Source organism: Streptomyces sp. STAM6 (assembly GCF_054963715.1).
In genome coordinates this window covers 110,645-129,503 of sequence record NZ_JBUEFZ010000009.1, presented here as the reverse complement: position 1 = coordinate 129,503, position 18,859 = coordinate 110,645, and the positions used below count along the sequence as shown (strand labels likewise).

The window sequence follows — 18,859 nt, the reverse complement described above, 5'->3', positions numbered from 1 at the left end:
CAGCGCCCCCTGGGGGACCACGTCGGCCGGTACGGACCATGTAGTCCGGTTCGGATCGCGTCGGCGGTTCGGATCGCGGCGGCCCGGTCCGGACCGGGCTCCCGCCGCTCTCCTCGCCCCCGCCGGGACTTTCGACACACGCCCTAGGCGGCCGACCGGCCCACCAGCTCGCGCAGCACGTCCTCCATCGTGACGAGGCCGGCCAGTCTGCCGTCGTCACCGAGGACGGCGGCCAGGTGCGTCCGGCTGCGCCGCATCGCCGTCAGGACGTCGTCCAGCGGTGTCGCCGCCCGCACCCGGGCGATCGGCCGCAGGGCCGCCACCGGGAACGGCAGATCCCGCGGCGCCACGTCCAGCGCGTCCTTGACGTGCAGATAGCCGAGAATTCCGCGGTTTCCGTCGACCACCGGGAAGCGGGAGAACCCGGACTCCGCCGCCAGGGCCTCCAGCTCCTCGGGGGTGGTCCCGACGTGCGCGTAGACCACCCGCTCCAGCGGCATCACCACGTCGCGCACCGGCCGGCGTCCCAGCTCCAGAGCGTCGTGCAGCCGCTCGGCCGCCCGGTCGTCGAGCAGCCCCGCGTGGCCGGCGTCGGTCACCATCCGCGCCAGCTCGTCGTCCGAGAAGGTCGCCGAGACCTCGTCCCGCGTCTCCACCCGCAGCAGCTTCAGCAGCGCGTTGGCGAACGCGTTGACCGTGAAGATCACCGGCCGCAGCGCCCGGGTCAGGGCCACCAGCGGCGGGCCGAGCAGCAGCGCGGTCCGGGTCGGCTCGGCGAGCGCGATGTTCTTCGGCACCATCTCGCCGAGCAGCATGTGCAGATAGGTGGCCAGCGCCAGCGCGAGCACGAACGAGATCGGGTGCACCAGGCCCTCCGGCACGCCGACCGCGTCGAAGAGCGGCTCCAGCAGATGCGCGATGGCGGGCTCGGCGACGATACCCAGCACCAGTGTCGACAGCGTGATGCCCAGCTGCGCCGCCGCGAGCAGCGCCGAGACGTGCTCCAGGCCCCAGATGACGCTGCGCGCCCGCCGGTTCCCGGCCTCCGCCTCCGGTTCGATCTGACTGCGGCGCACGGAGATCATGGCGAATTCGGCGCCGACGAAGAACGCGTTCACGACCAGCGTGAGGAAACCGATCAGTAGCTGGATCGCGGTCATCGGTCGCCCTCCCCGGTCTCGTACGCGGTGTGCGGCGCGTGCATCAGCACTCTCGCGGCCCGGCGGCCGGCGGAGTCCACGACGTCCAGGCGCCAGCCGTCCAGCTCGAGGCTGTCACCCACGGCCGGTATCCGGCCCAGCTCCGTCGCGATCAGTCCCGCCAGGGTCTCGTACGGTCCGTCGGGCACACGGAGTCCGATCGTCTCCAGCTGGTCGGTGCGGGCGGCGCCGTCGGCCGACCACAGGGTGCGTCCGTCGGCGTCCTCGCCCGCGCGCGCCAGGTCCGGCGTCTCGTGCGGATCGTGCTCGTCACGCACCTCGCCGACGACCTCCTCGACGATGTCCTCCAGCGTCACGACCCCCGCCGTGCCGCCGTACTCGTCGATGACGACCGCCATGGTCTGCTTGCCGGACAGCCGGTCCAGCAGCCGGTCCACGGTCAGCGACTCCGGCACCAGCAGCGGCTCGCGCAGGAGCGTGGTGACCGGCTTGAGCCGACGCTGCCCGGCGGGGATCGCGATCACGTCCTTGATGTGCGCGATACCGATGACGGAGTCCAGGTTGCCCCGGTAGACGGGGAAGCGGGACAGGCCGGTGGCGCGGGTGGCGTTGGCGATGTCCTCGGCGGTGGCCTGCGCCTCCAGGGCGGTGACCTGGACGCGGGGCGTCATCACGTTCTCGGCGGTCAGCTCGGCCAGGTTGAGCGTGCGGACGAAGAGTTCCGCGGTGTCCGGCTCCAGGGCGCCCTCCTTGGCGGAGTGGCGGGCCAGTGCGACCAGCTCCTTCGGGCTGCGCGCGGAGGCCAGCTCCTCGGTCGGCTCCATACCGATACGGCGCACGATCCGGTTGGCCGAGTGGTTGAGGTGGCTGATCAGCGGCTTGAACGCGGCCGTGAAGATCCGCTGCGGGGTGGCCACGACCTTGGCGACGGCCAGCGGGGACGAGATCGCCCAGTTCTTGGGGACGAGCTCGCCGACCACCATCAGGACGACGGTGGACAGGGCGGTACCGATGACCAGGGCCAGCGAGGAGGCCACCGAGTCGGACAGGCCCATGGCGCGGATCGGTCCGCGGATGAGCTTGGCGATCGAGGGCTCGGAGAGCATGCCGACGATCAGGTTGGTGACGGTGATGCCGAGCTGGGCGCCGGAGAGCTGGAAGGTGAGGGAGCGCACGGCCTTCAGGGCACTCAGGGCACCGCGCTCACCGCGTTCGACGGCCCGTTCGAGCTCGCTGCGCTCGACGGTGGTGAGCGAGAACTCGGCGGCGACGAACCCGCCGCAGGCCACGGCGAGCAGCAGCGCGACGACGAGCAGGAGCACTTCGGTCATCGGTTCACCTCCGTCCCATGATCGGCCGGGGAGAGGAGGAGTGCGCGATGTCGACTACTGGGAGGCTCGCCCATGGGCGGACGCTCACACCTTTCGATCGATGGAGAATGAGTCCACCCATGGTAAAGGATCAGCAAAGTGCGGCGGGCCGGCGGCCCGGGTCCCGAGCCGCCGGCCCCCGGGGCGGAGTCCCGAACGGCCGGCCCTTCAGAAGCTGGGCCGGCCTGTCGCCCCCGAGGAGGTGGGTCCGAACGGCCGACCCCCAGGGGGATCCCGACCGGCCGGACCCCGAAGGGTGGGTCCCGAGCGGCCGGGCCCAGGAGCAGGGTCCCGAGCCGCCGGCCGCCGAGCGGCTAGCCGCTGGTCCGCCGGCTCCCCAGCGGCTTGACCCAGCGGCTCCACTGCGGTTCGGGCGCGTAGCCCGAGGCGCGCCACGCGTGGTGCGCCCGCTCGTTGCGGTCGAGGACCATCGCGTCGCCGCGTCGGCCACCGAGCCGTACGAAGCGCTCCTCGGCGGCCGCGAGCAGCGCCGCGCCGATGCCGTGACGCCGGTGGTCCGGGTGGACCGCGAGCCGGTACAGATGGCATCGCCAGCCGTCGAAACCGGCGATCACCGTCCCGGCGAGCTCTCCCCGGTGCTCGGCCAGGATCAGTGCCTCCGGGTCGCGGGCGAGCAGCCGCGCGACGCCGTCCCGGTCGTCGCTGATGCTGGTGCCCTCCGCCGCGACCTTCCAGAAGGCGAGGACGGCGTCGAGGTCGGCGGGGGAGGCGCGCCTTGTCCGGAGATCATCCATGGTCGTCATCCCATCACCGCCCGCTCCCGCCCGTCGAGCCACTTGTGGGCGCTAGCGCTGTCGCGCTAGCTTGACAATGTGGCCAAGACTCAGCTGAACGTGCGCGTGGAGGAGTCCACCGCCGAGACCGCCCGTCGCCGGGCCCAGCAGCGCGGCGTGAGCGTCAACCGATACATCGAGGAGCTCGTCCAGCAGGACGCGGGCGAGGTGGGGCGCACGTTCGTGGACGCGGCGGCCGATTTCATGAAGCAGTACGAGACGGTCTTCGCCGAGGAGTTCGCTCACGACCGCACCAAGGGGAGAGCGCCGGGCGAGGGGAAAGCCACGGGCAAGGCCGAGCGGTGACGGACGACCGCCCCCGGCAGCCATGAACCTCTCGATCGACCTCGCCTGGCTGCTGATGGTCGCCGAGCACAAGACGCCGGGTGACCCGCAGGTCACCGACTGGGGCGCCCTCGTCGCCGCGGTCAGCCGGCACGACGCGGAGATCTTCGGCACCGCCGTCTACGGCGACCCGCACAGCCGTGCGGCCGCCCTGCTCCAGCTTCTGCTCCATGTGCCCGCGCTGGAGCACTCCAACGCGATGTTCGCCTCCGCCGTCGCGTACGGCTATCTCGTCGCCTGCGGCCTGAAGGTGGTCACCTCGCCCGAGCAGGTCAGGGACCTGGCGAGACTGGTCAAGGAAGGCCGGGCCGACGTCCGGACCATCGCCGCCGAGCTGCGCCGCTGGAGCGATTGACTCCCCTTGTGACAGATCACCGGAAGCCGTCCGTCCGTCAACTGCCGACGCTACGTTGCGGATCATGACAACCACCCGGAACATACGCGCCAGACGTATCGCCACCGCCGTCGCGGGCGCCGCGGCACTCGTGATGCTCGGCATCGGCGGAGCCATCGCCGCGGGTTCCGACGACACGGGCGGGCGGGAGGCGCCGACGACGGCGGAGCCCACCCCGGTCCCGACCACCCCGCCGGACGGCGACTCGGGCGGCTCGGCCGGCATGGACGGCGGCGGCTCGGTGGGCGGAACGGACACCGGCGGCACCGACGGCGGCACGGTGGGGACGGACACCGGTGGCAGCGGCAGCGGCGAGACCGACGGCAGCTCGGGCGGCTGGCCCGACCCCACCGCCCCGCCGCACCCCACCCCTCCCCCGGACCCGACGGGCACCTCCGGGCCCACGACCCCGCCCAACATCCACGACCTCGACAAGCGCATCGAGGAGCTGAACAAGAAGGTCGACGAGCTGCCCACCAAGAAGGAGCTGGCCGACGCCCTGCGTGCCTTCGCCGACCAGCTCGACAAGTCCTGACACCCGCCGGGGCCGCGGCGCCCCTCAGTCGTCCGCCGGGCGCCGCGCCACCCCCAGCACACACGGAGAGGTGGGCAGCCGGACGCCCTTCTCCGGCACGGAGAACCTGCGGTACGTGACGACGTCGAAGCCGGCCGCCTCGATCGCGGCCAGCGGGTCCCGGGCCGTGTGGCAGCCGCCGAACAGCAACGGCCACACGGTGCGGTCCGCCGTCCGCTGGATCACGGCAGTGGCCCGGTCCCGCGCCACCTCGTGCTCGAAGAAGCGCAGTTCACCGCCGGGGCGCAGTACACGGCGCAACTCGGCCAGGCACCGCGGCACATCCCGCACGGTGCACAGCACCAGGGAGGCGACGGCCGCGTCGAACGCCTCGCTCTTGACCGGAAGGGCCTCCGCGGCGCCCGGCACGACGTCCACCGGCACCTCCACCCGCCGGGCCGCACCGGCCGCCGCCTGGCGCAGATGGCGCTCCGGTTCGAGGGCCACGACCTCCGAGACGGCCGACGGGTAGTGCGGAAAGTTCAGCCCGTTCCCGGCGCCGATCTCGATGACCCGGCCGGAGAGCCCGGCCAGCAGTTCCGCGCGGTACGCGGCCACCCCGCCCCGCCGGTCGGCCACTTCACTGAACCGGGCGTAGAACCGGGCGAAAACCGGGTGGTGGACGGCGTCCCGCATCGCGAGCCTCCTCGGAGAGGGGTGCAGCAGTCACCGGGATTGTCCCCCGTCAGCCGCTCACGAAGCAGAACTCGTTTCCCTCGGGGTCCCGCAGCACCTGGAAGTCGCCCTGGTCGTCGGCCACGATGCCACCGACCCGCACCGCGCCCAGCCGTACCGCGGTGGCCGTCGCCGTGCCGACGTCACCCGCCTCCAGGTCGAGATGGAGCCGGTTCTTGACGGCCTTGCCCTCCGGGACGCGCTGGAACGCGATCCGTACGAAGCCGTCCGGCTCGACGTACGACCAGCCGGCGTCGCGGTCGACGGGTTCGCCGCCCAGCAGCGCGGCCCAGAACCGGACCAGGGCCGCCGGGTCGGCGCAGTCGAAGACGATCTCGCTGACCTTGGCGCGCATGATCACCAGCCTACGGCCGCCGCGAACTCCGCCGCATCCCACGTACCGCCGAGCGACGGCGCGAGCCACGCACCGGCGCGGGCCCGGAACACCTCGGGCGCCAGCCCTCCGGCACCCGCGGGCACCGCCCCCAGCAGCGGCGCGCCCGCCGCGTCGGGCAGATCCGCCAGGTTGCACCGCTCAGCCAGCCCCGGCTCGGCCGGCCAACTGCCGACGACGACACCGGCCTGTTCGAGCCCGCGCGCCCGCAGCGCCTCCCCGGTCAGCGTCGCCATGTTGAGCGTGCCGAGCCCGGCGGGCGTGACGACCAGCACCGGAGCGCCCAGCAGCCGGGCCGCGTCGGCGAGCGTCCCCCCGTCGGCGTCGAGCCGCACCAGCAGTCCGCCCGCGCCCTCGACCAGGACCAGGTCGTGCTCGGTGGCCAGCTTCTCCGCGGCCGCGGCCACCGCCTCCGGCCGGACCGGCGGGAGGCCGGCGCGCCGGGCGGCCGTGTCGGGTGCGAGGGGCTCGGGGAAACGGGCCAGTTCGCGGGTCGTGACCTCGCCGGCGAGCCGTACCACCTCGTCCGCGTCGCCCCGCTCGTCCGGCCCCACGCCGGTCTGCGCGGGCTTGAGCACGGCGACCGACCGGCCACCCGCCCGGGCGACCGCGGCGACGGCGGCGGTGACCACCGTCTTGCCGATCTCCGTCCCCGTGCCGCTGACCACCAGAACCGTCATCTCAGCCCTCCCGTGCGGCCGCGCACACCGCGCGGCAGATCCGTGCCAGGTCGTCGTCACCCGTGACGTACGGCGGCATCACGTACACCAGGTCCCGGAAGGGCCGCAGCCACGCGCCCTCGCGGACCGCGGCCGCCGTGGCGGCCGCCATGTCCACGGGGTGGTCGAGCTGGACCACGCCGATGGCCCCGAGCACCCGCACCTCGCGCACCCCCGGCAGCTCGCCGGCCGGCGCCAGTCCGTTCCGCAGCCCGGCCTCGATGCGCTTGACCTCCTGCGCCCAGTCCTGGCCCAGCAGCAGGTCGATCGAGGCGCAGGCCACCGCGGCGGCCAGCGGATTGCCCATGAACGTCGGGCCGTGCGCCAGCACCGGAACCTCGCCCCGCGAGATGCCCTCGGCGACCCGCGTCGAACACAGAGTCGCCGCCATCGACAGATAGCCGCCGGTCAACGCCTTGCCGAGGCACATCACATCGGGGGAGACCTGCGCCTGTACGGCCGCGAACAGCGTGCCCGTCCGGCCGAAACCGGTCGCGATCTCGTCGAACACCAGAAGTACGTCGTGCTCGTCGCACGCCTCGCGCAACACCCGCAGGTACGCGGGGTCGTGGAAGCGCATCCCGCCCGCGCCCTGCACCACCGGCTCGACGATCACGGCGGCCAGCTCGTGCGCGTGCCGCTCGACCAGCGCGCGCAGTTCGTCCGCGTAACTCTCCTCGTACGCGGCCGGCGGCGGGCCCGCGAAGATCTGCCGCGGCAGGACGCCGGACCACAGCTCGTGCATCCCGCCGTCGGGATCGCACACCGCCATCGGCTGCCAGGTGTCGCCGTGGTAACCGCCGCGCCAGGTCATCAGCCGCCGCTTCTCGGGCCGGCCGACGGAGCGCCAGTACTGCAGACACATCTTGACGGCGACTTCGACGGCCACCGAGCCGGAGTCGGAGAGGAAGACGTGGCGCAGCGGCTCGGGCGTGATCTCCACCAGCCGGGCCGCCAGCCGCACGGCCGGCTCGTGCGTGAGCCCGCCGAACATCACATGGCTCATCCGGCCGAGCTGGTCGCGCACCGCCTCGTTGAGGACCGGGTGGTTGTAGCCGTGCACGGCGGACCACCAGGACGACATGCCGTCGACCAGCTCCTCCTGCCCGTGAACCGGCTCCGCGAGCCGGATCCGGACCCCGGACGCGGACTCCACGACCAGCGGGTCCGTACGGCCCGGCATCGGGCCGTACGGATGCCAGACGTGCGCCCGGTCCAGGGCGACGAGCTCGGCGGGGGAGAGGGCTTCGGGGGCGGAGCGCGGCTCAGGCATTGGGCGCGAGGTCGGTGCCGGCGCCCCGGCGGCGGACGGCCACCAGGTCGGGACGAGCGGCCTCGGTCGCCGGGGCGGAGTCCCCGCAGACCGAGCCGGAGCCGCAGCCAACGCCGGAACCGCAGCTCTCGGAGGTCTCGACACGGTGCTCGGGCAGCGTGGTCGTCCCCGCGCCCTCCACCTCGAAACCGGCGTCGGCGATCATCTCCAGGTCGGCCTTGCCGGCCTGCCCCTCGCTGGTCAGATAGTCACCGAGGAAGATCGAATTGGCGAGGTGCAGGGCGAGCGGCTGGAGCGAGCGCAGATGGACCTCGCGGCCGCCCGCGAGCCGGACCTCCACGTCCGGGCAGACGAACCGCACCATGGCGAGGATGCGCAGCGCCCGCTGCGGGGTGAGGTTCCACTCCTTGGCGAGCGGGGTGCCCTCGAACGGGATGAGGAAGTTCACCGGCACCGAGTCGGGGTCCAGCTCACGCAGCGCGAACACGACGTCGACCAGGTCCTCGTCGCTCTCGCCCATGCCCGCGATCAGCCCTGAACACGCCGAGAGACCCGCGGCGTGCGCCTTCTCCACGGTGTCCACCCGATCGGCGTACGTGTGGGTGGTCGTGATGTCCCCGTACGTTCCCTCCGACGTGTTGAGGTTGTGGTTGTAGGCGTCGGCGCCCGCCTCCCGGAGCCGCTCGGCCTGACCGTCCGAGAGGAGCCCGAGGCAGGCGCAGACCTCGACGCCCTCGTTCTGTTCCTTGATGGCCTCGATGGTCTTGCCGACGCGCTCGACGTCCCGGTCCGTCGGGCCGCGGCCGCTGGCGACCAGGCAGACCCGCTTGGCGCCGCCCGCGACACCCGCGGCGGCCGCCTTCGAGGCCTCGTCCGGCTTCAGCCAGGTGTACTTGAGGATCTCGGCCTTGGAGCCGAGCCGCTGCGAACAGTACGAGCAGTCCTCCGGGCACAGACCGGACTTCAGATTGACCAGGTAGTTGAGTTTCACCCGCCGCCCGAACCACTGACGGCGCACCTTCCCGGCCGCGGCCACCACATCGAGCAGCTCGTCGTCGGAGGTCGCCAGCACGGCGAGCGCTTCTTCGCGGGTCGGCAGCTCGCGCCGAAGCCCCTTGTCCACCAGCGTGTTCAGCAGGTCCATGGCGCTGATCCTGGCCTACGGCATACCCCTCGGCCAAGGAGGAACTCCACAACAGACGCCGAATGAGGTGTGTGTATGACCACACTCTGACCACGGCCGGGGCCGGTTAGGGTCTGTTCGCTGCCTACAAAAGGGAACCCGAGACATGCCCCAGGCTCCTTTCGACTGGACCGAAGCGGAGGCCCGCCGCCGCGCCGACGCCGGTCTGGTCCGTACGCTCCGCCCGCGCCCCGCCGAGCCGGACGTGCTGGACCTCGCGAGCAACGACTATCTGGGCCTGACCCGCCACCCGGACATCACCGCCGCGGCCGCCGAGGCCGCCCGCCGCTGGGGCGCCGGCGCCACGGGCTCCCGCCTGGTGACCGGCACGACCGAGCTGCACACCGAGCTCGAGCGCGAGCTCGCCGCGTTCTGCGGCTTCGAGGCGGCGCTCGTGTTCTCCTCCGGATACGCGGCGAACCTCGCCGCCCTGACCGCGCTCGGCGCCCGGGACTCCCTCATCGTCTCGGACGCCGGCAACCACGCCTCGATCGTGGACGGCTGCCGGCTCGCGCGCGCCGAGACCACCGTCGTCCCGCACGCCGACCCCGAGGCCGTCGCCAAGACCCTGGACGCGCACCCCGGCCGCCGGGCCCTCGCGGTCACGGACTCCGTCTTCTCGGTGGACGGCGACGCGGCCCCGTTGAACGAACTCGCCGAAGTGTGCCGTGCGCACGGCGCGGCGCTGGTCGTCGACGACGCCCACGGCCTGGGCGTCCTCGGTGACGGCGGGCGCGGCGCGCTGGACGAGGCAGGACTCGCCGGCGGCGGCGACATCGTCACCACGGTCACCCTCTCCAAGTCCCTGGGCAGCCAGGGCGGAGCGGTCCTGGGCCCGGCCCGGGTCATCGACCATCTGGTGAACGCGGCCCGCACCTTCATCTTCGACACCGGCCTCGCGCCCGCGGCGGCGGGCGCCGCGCTGGAGAGCCTGCGGCTGCTGCGCCGGGAGCCCGGGCTCGCCGGCCGCGCGCGCACCGTCGCGACCACCCTGCACCGCCGGCTCACCGCCGCCGGACTGACCGCCGTACGACCGGACGCCGCCGTGGTCTCCGTGCGCGCCCCCTCGCCGGAACAGGCCGTGCGGTGGGCCGCGGACTGCCGCGCCGAAGGGCTCGCCGTCGGCTGCTTCCGGCCGCCGTCGGTACCGGACGGCATCTCGCGCCTGCGGCTCACCGCGCGGGCCGACCTGACCGCCGATCAGGTCGAGACGGCGGTCGCCACCATTCTCCGCACGGCCCCGGCCGGCTGACGCTCCGGCCGGCCGTCAGCCGGCCGGTTCGTGGCGGAGGTCCGCTATGAAGGACGACCAGGCCGCCCCGGAGAACCGCAACGGCGGCCGGGTGACGTCCTTGGAGTCCCGGACGGCGAGCCGGCCGGTGTCGAGGAGGGCGGCCTCGACACAATTGTTCATGCCCACGCTGCGGCTGCTGCGCCGCCACCGAAGGCCGTCGTCCCGCTGCTGTGCGAGGTAAGCAGACATGTGGGGTGCCTCTCCCTACGCGCCGTCACCGATCCCGGCGATGAGTTCCGCGGAGTCCTCGGGCGACAGGGCGTGCGCCTGCATCGTACGGAAAGCGGCGCTGTACGCCTCGAGGTCTTCCGTCCGTTCGAGGTAGAGGCTACTCGTCAAGTGGTCGAGAACAACCACATCCAGATCAGAAATGTTCGGAAAGGAGAAGATAACGAAAGGGCCGGAGAGGCCGACGTAGCCGCCCATCGCGAACGGCAGCACCTGCAACCGCACGTGCGGCAGGGCGGCGAGTTCCACCAGCCGCCGCAGTTGGGCCCGCATCACCACCGGACCGCCCACCTCCCGCCGCAGCACCGCCTCGTCGAGCACGGCGTCCAGCCGCAACGGCGGTTCCGCGCACAGCACTTCCTGACGGGCCATCCGCACCCGCACCAACGAGTCGACCGTGGACGCCGGAAGCCCGTCGAGCGCGGCCCGGGTCACCGCCCGCGCGTAGTCGGGCGTCTGCAACAGCCCCGGCACGACCGACGTCTCCAGCGTCCGCGCCGCGCACGCCTGCGACTCCAGACTGATGAAGTCCCGGTACTGCTGCGGGATCACACCACGGTAGGCGTGCCACCACCCGGATCCCCCGCCGTCGGCCGCCGCACCCGCGAGCGCCTCCAACAGCGCCCGCAGCCGGGGGTCCCGGACACCGTAGGCATCGAGCAGCAGCGTCACATCCGCGCCCGTGACGCCGCTGGCTCCCGTCTCGATCCGGCTCACCTTCGACTGGTGCCAGCCGACCAGCCGTGCGGCGTCGCCGCTGGTGAGTCCGGCGGCGAGGCGCAACCCGCGCAACTCCTCGCCCAGTTTGCGCCGACGGACCGCCGGTCCGTGTCGCGTGCCCCGCATGACCGCCGCCTCCTTCCGTCCTCGCCGTCCCTCCTCGGCGATTCCCCCGGCCAACCCCTCAGTTTGCTCGCGAAATCCGGTCTCCCGTCGCAGAGTTCACCGCTTCGAGCGACAGATATATGCATATCTTGGTGGATCGCTCCCCTCAGGGGCGGCATGAGTGGCAGTCTGGCGCGGAGCACAATCCGAGGCCGTCCTCGCAAAGCATCCGCTACGTGTCGCAGACCGGCCCCGGTGGGAAAGGGACAGCGTCGCCATGGCAGACCACCAGGAAGCATCCGTCACTCTGCCGAGCGATCCCGCCTCGGTCTCCGTGGCCCGCAGATACGTGGCCGACGTGCTCGCCGAGTGGGGCCTGCCCGACGAGGCACCGGCCGCGGACACGGTCCGGCTGATCGTCTCGGAGCTCGCCACCAACGCCGTCCAGCACACCTTCGGGCAGTCGCCCACCTTCACGGTGGACGTCCGGCTCGAACGCGACGAACGGCTGCGCATCGGCGTCACCGACAGCCATCCGCGCTGGCCGCAGCGCCTGCCCGCCGCGGTGCAGCAGGACAACGGCCGCGGCATGGTCATCATCCGCTGGCTCACCGCCGAATGCGGTGGCCGACTCTCCGTCACCCCGACCCCCGACGGAGGCAAGACGGTCTGGATCGCGCTGCCCTGGACGCTCCCCGTGCAGAACCAGGGCGCCTACCCGACCTGACCGCGGCCCGACCGGTCCCGAAATCGCCGCGCGGAGCAGTCGCGGGCCTACAGAGGCTGCCCCGACCCCGCCCGGCCGAAGCCACCCCGCAGCAGCGCGCGCAGTGACTGGGCGGCCGGGCCGGAATCGTCGCCCCGGTGCGCCACCGAGATCGTCCGGCGGAACGCCGCCGGTTCCAGAGCCCGCACGCCCAGCGGCGCCGGCTCCATCGCCGCCACCATCTCCGGCACCACCGCCACCCCGAGCCCCGCGCTGACCAGCGCACACACCAGGGCGTACCCCGGGGACTCGCACACCACCGCAGGTGTCGCCCCCGCATCGCGCAGCGCACCCTCCACACCCCGGCGCGGCGGGTGGGCCGGCGCGCTGCTGATCAGCGGCTGACCCGCCAGCTCCGCGACCGGCAGCCGCCCCGAGCCCTCGGCCAGGACATGCCCCGGTGCCGTGACCAGGACCAGCTCCTCCACCAGCAGGGGCTCCAGCACCACCCCCGTGGGCGGCGGCTCGGCTCCGGCCGGCTCGTAGACATGGGTCAGCGCGAGATCGACCTCACCCGCGGCCACCGCCGCCACCCCTCGCGGCGGCTCGTACTCGGTGACCGCCGGCTCCACGTCCGGGTGCGCCCGCCGGAACGCGCTCAGCACCGGCGGCAGCAAATGGATGCCCACCGTGGTGAACGTCCCGACCCGGAGCCGGCCGCCCGTCAGCCCGTGCAGCAGGGCCAGCTCGTGCCGCGCCCGCTCCATCTCGTCCAGGACCCGGCGGGCCCGCGCCACCAGCACCTCGCCCGCGGCCGTCAGCCGCGCGCCCCGATGGTGCCGGACCAGCAGGGACGCACCCGCCTCCCGCTCCAGTTTGGCCAGCTGCTGGGAGAGTGCCGGCGGCGTGTAGCCCAGCCGTGCGGCCGCCCGCGTGATCGAACCGGCCTCCGCGACCGCCACCAGCGCGGCCAGTCGAATGGGGTCGTACGTTAAGCATCCCTTTAGGCAGACCCACAAGATTGCACGTACACGCTCATACCCGTTACGCAGCAGGCTGAGCCCATGGACGCACAGCTGATCGCCTTCATCGGTGTCGCCGCGGGCATGGTCGCCGTGCCGGGCGCCGACTTCACCGTCGTCGTACGCAACGCGATGTCCTCCCGCCGCGCCGGAGTCGCCTGCGCCGTCGGTGTCGCGGGCGGACTGCTCGTGCACACCGCCCTCGCCGTCGCGGGGCTCGCGGCCGTCCTGGTGGCCGTGCCCGTCCTGTACCGGACTCTGCAGATCGCCGGCGGCGTGTACGTCCTCTGGCTCGGCGTCCAGGCGCTGCGCGGGGCCCTCAGGGCGGCGCCGGACGAGGAGGAGCCCGCCGGGGAGGCCGGCCCGGGGGCGGGCCGCAGCCTGCGTCAGGGCTTCCTGACCAATGTCCTCAACCCCAAGGCGCCGGTCCTCTTCCTGAGCCTGCTGCCGCAGTTCGTGCCGGAGGGGGCGGCCGTGCTGCCGCGCACCCTGCTCCTGGCCCTGATCGTGGTCGTCCTCGCGCTGATCTGGTTCCCGGCCGTCGCGCTGCTGGTGGACCGGCTCGGGCGGTGGCTGCGCCGGCCGCGCACCGCCCGTACCGTGCGAGGAGTCACGGGCGGCGGGCTCGCCGCGCTGGGTGTGTCCCTGCTGGTGGCCCCGGCCGCCGGGCCCTGACGACGGTCCGGCGGCGCACGCGGTACGGGGCCGGCGCCGGACACTCCGGATGTGCCCGGAGGCGCGCCCCTGTACCGCGGCTCATGTCGTGGCCTTCAAGGGCTCGGTTCACCTCCGGGGCGCCTGTCGCCGGTGTCGACGGTCGATCGTGCCCAGGTCGCTCGTTCCTCGCGACCCTCCGCGCGTTCTCCCGTTCGGCACCGTCGCGCCCCTTCGGCTCACTCGCCCGGTACGTCAGCGCACGCGCCCGTACCAGACCGACTTCGACCAGATCTTTTCGAGCTTCACCACGGAGCCGGTCTTGGGCGAGTGCCAGATCTTGTTGTTACCCGCGTAGATCCCGACGTGGTAGACGCTGCTGCCACGATGGAAGAACACGAGGTCGCCCTTCTGCCGGTTCGACGCCGAGATGTGGCGCGTCTTGTTGTACTGCTGCTGGGCGGTGCGGGGCAGCGCCTTGCCGGCCTTCTTGTACGAGTAGAGCGTGAGGCCCGAGCAGTCGAACCGGTTGGGGCCCGTCGCGCCGTACTTGTAGGGCGCGCCCTTCTTGGACGCGGCCACGTTCAGGGCCTTCGTCGCGTGCGCCGGGGCGGCGTGGGCCTCCGGCACGGCGCCGGGCGCCAGCACCGGCCCGCCGACGGCGGCGAGAGTGAGTGCCGAGACGGCACCGGCTCGGGACAGCAGAGACGGGACATGAATCTGCGCGTTCATGGCGCAACCCTTCGTCAGCCGCCTGTGAAGGATGACCTGTCGGGTTCGGGCTGGCGAAGTTGCCCGGCCGCTGACGCGGCTTCACCCCAAGGGCGACCGACCGGACGAACATCGTTCGGTCACCCGTACTGCCTGGGTCCTCCACTCCTGCCGATCCACTCCTGTCGACCAGGCATCCGGACGGCGGCAGGACTCGGCGTCCGCCCGGACCGCCCCGCCGCGGTGGCGGGGGCTTGTCGTCGACACGGATCTTGACCCATGAATTGACGAAATTCCGAGTCGAAACGGCCTTATGTGAGGCTCCTCACGACTGATCCGTTCGGGTGGACAGGGTCGTTTTGGAGCCCGGCCGTGGCGAAGGGGTGATCCCCGCACCAGGGGCGGAACCTGATATTCCGCCAGATGAGTAGTCCAGGAGCGCAACTCGCGTCGTACGAAATTCGTCCATATACATACGCTGAACGGGGGAGCGTTTCTCGTACTCCTGAGCCCATCCGGGCGAGGCCTACGTCGGTCCCACATCTCGATTGTGAGGGACCGTCACGCGACCCGCGCGCCGCTCGCCGTCAAGGACCCGGAGCGCTCGCGCCAGCGTATGAGCATGCACTTCGCTCTCGCCGCGCTCGTGCATCAGCGTCAGCGCGTCGCGCAGCGCCGTCGCGCGCCCGACCAGGGCCTGGGCCGCGCGCAGGGCCCCGTAGGTGTGGCTGGAGCGCGCCGGATTGATCCGCCCCAGCAGATCGACGACTTCCAGGTAGCTGTCGACGAACGCGCCCTCGGCTCGGGTCAGGGCGGGCAGCGGAGGTGGTTCCGGTGGCAGCATGCGGGCACCCTTCCTCGTGCGCCCCGTGGGCCGGGGGCTCGGTGGTCGCTGTCCGGTGGGTGGTGCGCTTGTGGTGCGGCAGGCGCCCTTCTTCGGCAGGGGGTCGTCCTTCGGCGCCGGCCCGTGGGCGGCCGACGCTCATGCCTTGCGGTTCTTGCGGCTGGGGATGACGTGGTCCACCAGGCCGTACGCCCTCGCGCCGACCGCGTCGAAGACCGTGTCGCGCTCGATGTCGGCGTCGATCCGCTCGCGGGTCTGCCCGGTGTGGCGTACGAGCATATCGGCGAGTTGCTCCCGCAGTCGCAACAACTCCGCCGCCTGGATGTCCAGATCGCTCGGCACTCCTCGCAACGGCTCGTCGACGGAGGGCTGCTGGAGGATCACGCGTGCTCCGGGCAGTGCGAGTCGCTTGCCGGGTGTGCCGGCGGCGAGGAGAGCGGCCGCGCCCGCACTCGCCTGGCCGATGCAGGTCGTCTCCACCTCGCAGGTGATCACCTGCATCGTGTCGTAGATCGCGGACATCGCGCTGAGCGAGCCGCCGGGGGAGTTGATGTAGAGCGAGATGTCCCGGTCCGGCGCGGCGTACTCAAGATGGAGTAACTGCGCGATCACGTCGTTGGCGGCGGTGTCGTCGACCTGGGTGCCGAGGAAGACGATCCGCTCCTCCAGCAGCTTGGAGTAGGGGTCGAGAGTCCGGGTCCCGGAGCCGGTGCGCTCCGTGAACTCCGGAAGGACGTAGCGGGCGGCGGGGTCGTGGGGCATGACGAACCTCCTTGGTCTCTGTAAAAAATGTACAGGATGTACAGGCCGTTATGATGGTGAGCATGGCCTACGAGATTCCGGTGACGCAAGCCCGGGCGGAACTCGCCGATCTGATCAACCGCGTCGTCTACGGCGGCGAACGGGTGGTCGTGACCCGTCACGGCAAACCGCTCGTGGCCCTGGTGTCCGCTGCCGACCTGGAACGACTCGAGGGCGGTGACCAGTCGACGACATCCGTCTCCGAAGTCGCCCCGCCCCCGTCGGCCCCCGCCGAGCGCGGCCGCTTCGGCATCGCCGCGCACCACCGTCCTCCCGGTGGCGCCCCGGGTGCCTGAGTCGTCCTCCTGAGAGGCGCATCCGGCGTCGCGCGCGGGACGTATACGACCCGCGCGGCGCCCGTCCGGCATGGCCATGGGACGGCAAAGGCGCAGTTAACGTGCCGGAAAAACTTCTGCCCGAGATTGAAATATCTCTCCGCCACACTCGTTCCCGCAGGTCAACAGAGTGTTGAAGCCGGATAGGGTCCCGCTGCGTCCGGGATGCCGCCGGGCGGGAGACTGTGAGGTGGAACGTGCAACTGACCCCGCACGAGCAGGAGCGCCTGCTCATCCATGTGGCCGCCGACGTGGCGGAGAGGCGCAGGGCACGCGGTGTGCGGCTCAACCACCCCGAAGCGATCGCCCTGATCACCTCGCACATCCTGGAGGGCGCCAGGGACGGTCGCACCGTCGCCGAACTGATGGCGTCCGGCCGCAAGGTGCTCACCCGCGACGACGTCATGGCGGGCATCCCCGAGATGATCCACGACGTCCAGGTCGAGGCCACCTTCCCGGACGGCACCAAGCTCGTCACCGTCCACGACCCGATCGTCTGACGGGGAGCACGCCGATGATCCCCGGAGAGATCCTGTACGCGGACGAGCCCGTGCGCCTCAACGAAGGCCGCCCGGTCACCCGCCTCACCGTGCTCAACGCCGCCGACCGGCCCGTCCAGGTCGGCTCCCACTACCACTTCGCCGAGGCCAATCCCGGGCTGGAGTTCGACCGTCGGGCCGCCCGTGGCCTGCGGCTGAACATCGCCGCCGGGACAGCCGTGCGCTTCGAGCCCGGCATTCCCGTCGACGTCGAACTCGTACCACTCGCCGGCCTGCGTGTCGTCCCCGGCCTGCGTGGCGAGACCGGAGGCGCCCTCGATGTCTGAGACCAGCTCCGTCCGGCTCGGCCGGGCCGTCTACGCCGACCTGTTCGGACCCACCACGGGCGACCGCATCCGCCTCGCCGACACCGACCTGCTCGTCGAGATCGAGCAGGACCGCTGCGGCGGGCCGGGCCGCGCGGGCGACGAAGCGGTGTTCGGCGGCGGCAAGGTGATCCGCGAGTCGATGGGCCAGTCCCGTGCGACCCGCGCCGACGGCGCGCCCGACACCGTCATCACCGGCGCCGTCATCATCGACCACTGGGGGATCGTCAAGGCCGACATCGGCATCCGCGACGGGCGGATCACCGGCATCGGCAAGGCGGGCAACCCGGACACCATGGACGGTGTCCACCCCGACCTCGTCATCGGCCCCGAGACCGAGGTCATCGCCGGCAACGGGAAGATCGTCACCGCCGGTGCCGTCGACGCGCACATCCACTTCATCTCGCCCACCGTCGTCGAGCAGGCCCTCACCTCCGGGATCACCACCCTCGTCGGCGGCGGCACCGGACCGGCCGAAGGCACCAAGGCCACCACCATCACACCCGGCCCCTGGCACCTCGCCCGGATGTTCGAAGCGCTGGAGACGTACCCCGTCAACATCGGACTGCTCGGCAAGGGCAACACCGTCTCGCGCGAGGCCATGCGCTCACAGCTGCGCGCCGGCGCCCTCGGCTTCAAGATCCACGAGGACTGGGGGGCCACCCCGGCGGCCATCGACGACTGTCTGAGCGTCTGTGACGAGAGCGGCGCCCAGCTCGCCATCCACACCGACACCCTCAACGAAGCCGGGTTCGTCGGTGACACCCTCGCCGCCATCGCCGGCCGCACCATCCACGCCTATCACACCGAAGGCGCCGGCGGCGGGCACGCGCCCGACATCATCACCGTCGTCTCGGAGCCCCACGTCCTGCCCAGCTCCACCAACCCGACCAGGCCGCACACCGTCAATACCCTCGAGGAACACCTCGACATGCTGATGGTCTGCCACCACCTCAACCCGGCGGTCCCCGAGGACCTCGCCTTCGCCGAGTCCCGCATCCGGCCCACCACCATCGCGGCCGAGGACGTGCTGCACGACCTGGGCGCCATCTCCATCATCTCCTCCGACTCCCAGGCGATGGGCCGCGTCGGCGAGGTGATCATGCGGACCTGGCAGACCGCCCACGTCATGAAGCAGCGCCGCGGGGCCCTCCCGGGCGACGGCCGCGCGGACAACCACCGGGCGCGTCGCTATGTCGCCAAGTACACGATCAATCCGGCGGTCGCCCAGGGCCTCGACCACGAGATCGGCTCGGTCGAGACCGGGAAACTGGCGGACCTGGTGCTCTGGGAGCCCGCGTTCTTCGGCGTCAAGCCGCAGACGGTGATAAAGGGCGGACAGATTGCGTACGCGCAGATGGGCGACGCCAACGCCTCGATCCCGACACCGCAGCCGGTCATGCCCCGCCCCATGTTCGGCGCGCTCGGCACCGCCCCCGCCGCGAACTCCCTCAACTTCGTCACGGGGACCGCGATCGAGGACGACCTGCCGGGCCGGCTCGGCCTCGGCAAGCGCTTCGTCCCCATCACCAGCACCCGCGGTGTCACCAAGGGCGACATGCGGGAGAACGACGCCCTGCCACGCGTCGACGTCGACCCCGACACCTTCACCGTGACGATCGACGGCGAGCCGGTCGAACCGGCACCCGCCGCCGAACTCCCCATGGCCCAGCGCTACTTCCTCTTCTGATGG

The 18,859-nt window shown here is 72.0% G+C and carries 24 protein-coding genes and 1 riboswitch; of the genes, 10 read left to right on the top strand and 14 right to left on the bottom strand.

Features of this window, described 5'->3' with window-relative positions; all coding sequences use genetic code 11:
* Positions 1-143: 143 nt before the first annotated feature.
* The 3 genes from ACY34K_RS14095 to ACY34K_RS14085 form a co-directional block, all read right to left on the bottom strand.
* Positions 144-1,160 carry a hemolysin family protein gene (locus tag ACY34K_RS14095; RefSeq protein ID WP_462746725.1) on the bottom strand — a complete coding sequence of 339 codons (1,017 nt, stop codon included), beginning with the start codon at positions 1,158-1,160 and terminating at the stop codon, positions 144-146.
* Positions 1,157-2,491, bottom strand: coding sequence for a hemolysin family protein (locus ACY34K_RS14090; RefSeq protein WP_462746724.1), 1,335 nt, complete (start codon positions 2,489-2,491; stop codon positions 1,157-1,159). The genes ACY34K_RS14095 and ACY34K_RS14090 overlap by 4 nt, the downstream gene beginning before the upstream one ends.
* A 353-nt stretch (positions 2,492-2,844) precedes the next feature.
* Complete coding sequence (locus ACY34K_RS14085) at positions 2,845-3,285, bottom strand: GNAT family N-acetyltransferase (protein WP_462746722.1); 441 nt, start codon at positions 3,283-3,285, stop codon at positions 2,845-2,847.
* Between the two features lie 78 nt (positions 3,286-3,363).
* Between ACY34K_RS14085 and ACY34K_RS14080 the strand changes: the two genes are divergently transcribed.
* From ACY34K_RS14080 to ACY34K_RS14070, 3 genes are all read left to right on the top strand, one after another.
* Entirely contained in the window at positions 3,364-3,630 is a 267-nt protein-coding gene (locus ACY34K_RS14080) for a toxin-antitoxin system HicB family antitoxin (protein ID WP_462746720.1), read from the top strand.
* Positions 3,631-3,652: 22 nt separating this feature from the next.
* Positions 3,653-4,024: a fic family toxin-antitoxin system, toxin component gene (locus ACY34K_RS14075; RefSeq protein WP_462746719.1), complete on the top strand. Its 372-nt coding sequence runs from the start codon at positions 3,653-3,655 to the stop codon at positions 4,022-4,024.
* A 64-nt stretch (positions 4,025-4,088) separates the two neighbouring features.
* A complete protein-coding gene (locus ACY34K_RS14070) occupies positions 4,089-4,598 on the top strand; it encodes a hypothetical protein (protein ID WP_462746717.1) in 510 nt (169 codons plus the stop codon).
* Between the two features lie 24 nt (positions 4,599-4,622).
* Here ACY34K_RS14070 and ACY34K_RS14065 read toward each other — a convergent pair whose 3' ends face one another.
* From ACY34K_RS14065 to bioB, 5 genes are read right to left on the bottom strand one after another with little or no spacing between them, the layout of a single operon-like run.
* Positions 4,623-5,273, bottom strand: a complete 651-nt coding sequence (locus ACY34K_RS14065; RefSeq protein WP_462746715.1) for a class I SAM-dependent methyltransferase — start codon at positions 5,271-5,273, stop codon at positions 4,623-4,625.
* Positions 5,274-5,322: 49 nt separating this feature from the next.
* Positions 5,323-5,667, bottom strand: a complete 345-nt coding sequence (locus ACY34K_RS14060; protein ID WP_462746713.1) for a VOC family protein — start codon at positions 5,665-5,667, stop codon at positions 5,323-5,325.
* 2 nt (positions 5,668-5,669) lie between these two features.
* The gene (bioD, locus tag ACY34K_RS14055; RefSeq protein WP_462746710.1) at positions 5,670-6,386 is read right to left on the bottom strand and encodes a dethiobiotin synthase; all 717 of its coding nucleotides are present in this window, start codon (positions 6,384-6,386) and stop codon (positions 5,670-5,672) included.
* A gap of 1 nt (position 6,387) precedes the next feature.
* Positions 6,388-7,698: an adenosylmethionine--8-amino-7-oxononanoate transaminase gene (locus ACY34K_RS14050; RefSeq protein ID WP_462746708.1), complete on the bottom strand. Its 1,311-nt coding sequence runs from the start codon at positions 7,696-7,698 to the stop codon at positions 6,388-6,390.
* A complete protein-coding gene (gene bioB / locus ACY34K_RS14045) occupies positions 7,691-8,842 on the bottom strand; it encodes a biotin synthase BioB (RefSeq protein ID WP_462746706.1) in 1,152 nt (383 codons plus the stop codon). The genes ACY34K_RS14050 and bioB overlap by 8 nt, the downstream gene beginning before the upstream one ends.
* Before the next feature lie 145 nt (positions 8,843-8,987).
* Between bioB and ACY34K_RS14040 the strand changes: the two genes are divergently transcribed.
* Positions 8,988-10,133 carry an 8-amino-7-oxononanoate synthase gene (locus tag ACY34K_RS14040; RefSeq protein ID WP_462746705.1) on the top strand — a complete coding sequence of 382 codons (1,146 nt, stop codon included), beginning with the start codon at positions 8,988-8,990 and terminating at the stop codon, positions 10,131-10,133.
* Between the two features lie 15 nt (positions 10,134-10,148).
* Here the strand turns inward: ACY34K_RS14040 and ACY34K_RS14035 are convergent, their stop codons facing one another.
* Positions 10,149-10,364: a DUF397 domain-containing protein gene (locus ACY34K_RS14035; RefSeq protein ID WP_462746703.1), complete on the bottom strand. Its 216-nt coding sequence runs from the start codon at positions 10,362-10,364 to the stop codon at positions 10,149-10,151.
* A 15-nt stretch (positions 10,365-10,379) separates the two neighbouring features.
* Positions 10,380-11,249: a helix-turn-helix domain-containing protein gene (locus tag ACY34K_RS14030; protein ID WP_462746701.1), complete on the bottom strand. Its 870-nt coding sequence runs from the start codon at positions 11,247-11,249 to the stop codon at positions 10,380-10,382.
* Between the two features lie 256 nt (positions 11,250-11,505).
* Here ACY34K_RS14030 and ACY34K_RS14025 point away from each other — a divergent pair, with 256 nt between their 5' ends.
* Positions 11,506-11,955, top strand: coding sequence for an ATP-binding protein (locus tag ACY34K_RS14025; protein WP_462746700.1), 450 nt, complete (start codon positions 11,506-11,508; stop codon positions 11,953-11,955).
* Between the two features lie 47 nt (positions 11,956-12,002).
* On the opposite strand, the gene ACY34K_RS14020 is transcribed toward ACY34K_RS14025, so the two are convergent.
* On the bottom strand, positions 12,003-12,896 hold the full coding sequence (locus ACY34K_RS14020; RefSeq protein WP_462746699.1) for a LysR family transcriptional regulator: 894 nt from the start codon (positions 12,894-12,896) through the stop codon (positions 12,003-12,005).
* A gap of 102 nt (positions 12,897-12,998) precedes the next feature.
* Here ACY34K_RS14020 and ACY34K_RS14015 point away from each other — a divergent pair, with 102 nt between their 5' ends.
* Positions 12,999-13,631 (top strand): LysE family translocator, encoded by a 633-nt coding sequence (locus ACY34K_RS14015; protein WP_462746698.1) that lies wholly within the window; start codon positions 12,999-13,001, stop codon positions 13,629-13,631.
* Positions 13,632-13,865: 234 nt separating this feature from the next.
* On the opposite strand, the gene ACY34K_RS14010 is transcribed toward ACY34K_RS14015, so the two are convergent.
* The 3 genes from ACY34K_RS14010 to ACY34K_RS14000 form a co-directional block, all read right to left on the bottom strand.
* The gene (locus ACY34K_RS14010; protein ID WP_462746697.1) at positions 13,866-14,342 is read right to left on the bottom strand and encodes a C40 family peptidase; all 477 of its coding nucleotides are present in this window, start codon (positions 14,340-14,342) and stop codon (positions 13,866-13,868) included.
* 4 nt (positions 14,343-14,346) lie between these two features.
* A riboswitch (cyclic di-AMP (ydaO/yuaA leader) is annotated at positions 14,347-14,527 on the bottom strand.
* Between the two features lie 320 nt (positions 14,528-14,847).
* Entirely contained in the window at positions 14,848-15,165 is a 318-nt protein-coding gene (locus tag ACY34K_RS14005) for a hypothetical protein (RefSeq protein WP_462746695.1), read from the bottom strand.
* Positions 15,166-15,303: 138 nt separating this feature from the next.
* On the bottom strand, positions 15,304-15,927 hold the full coding sequence (locus ACY34K_RS14000; RefSeq protein WP_462746693.1) for an ATP-dependent Clp protease proteolytic subunit: 624 nt from the start codon (positions 15,925-15,927) through the stop codon (positions 15,304-15,306).
* Positions 15,928-15,989: 62 nt separating this feature from the next.
* Between ACY34K_RS14000 and ACY34K_RS13995 the strand changes: the two genes are divergently transcribed.
* The 4 genes from ACY34K_RS13995 (at position 15,990) to ACY34K_RS13980 (ending at position 18,856) form a co-directional block, all read left to right on the top strand.
* Positions 15,990-16,262 carry a type II toxin-antitoxin system Phd/YefM family antitoxin gene (locus ACY34K_RS13995; RefSeq protein WP_462746691.1) on the top strand — a complete coding sequence of 91 codons (273 nt, stop codon included), beginning with the start codon at positions 15,990-15,992 and terminating at the stop codon, positions 16,260-16,262.
* 236 nt (positions 16,263-16,498) lie between these two features.
* A complete protein-coding gene (locus ACY34K_RS13990) occupies positions 16,499-16,801 on the top strand; it encodes an urease subunit gamma (RefSeq protein ID WP_462746690.1) in 303 nt (100 codons plus the stop codon).
* 14 nt (positions 16,802-16,815) lie between these two features.
* Complete coding sequence (locus ACY34K_RS13985) at positions 16,816-17,127, top strand: urease subunit beta (protein WP_462746689.1); 312 nt, start codon at positions 16,816-16,818, stop codon at positions 17,125-17,127.
* Positions 17,120-18,856, top strand: coding sequence for an urease subunit alpha (locus ACY34K_RS13980; protein WP_462746687.1), 1,737 nt, complete (start codon positions 17,120-17,122; stop codon positions 18,854-18,856). The genes ACY34K_RS13985 and ACY34K_RS13980 overlap by 8 nt, the downstream gene beginning before the upstream one ends.
* The last annotated feature ends 3 nt before the right edge of the window (positions 18,857-18,859 follow it).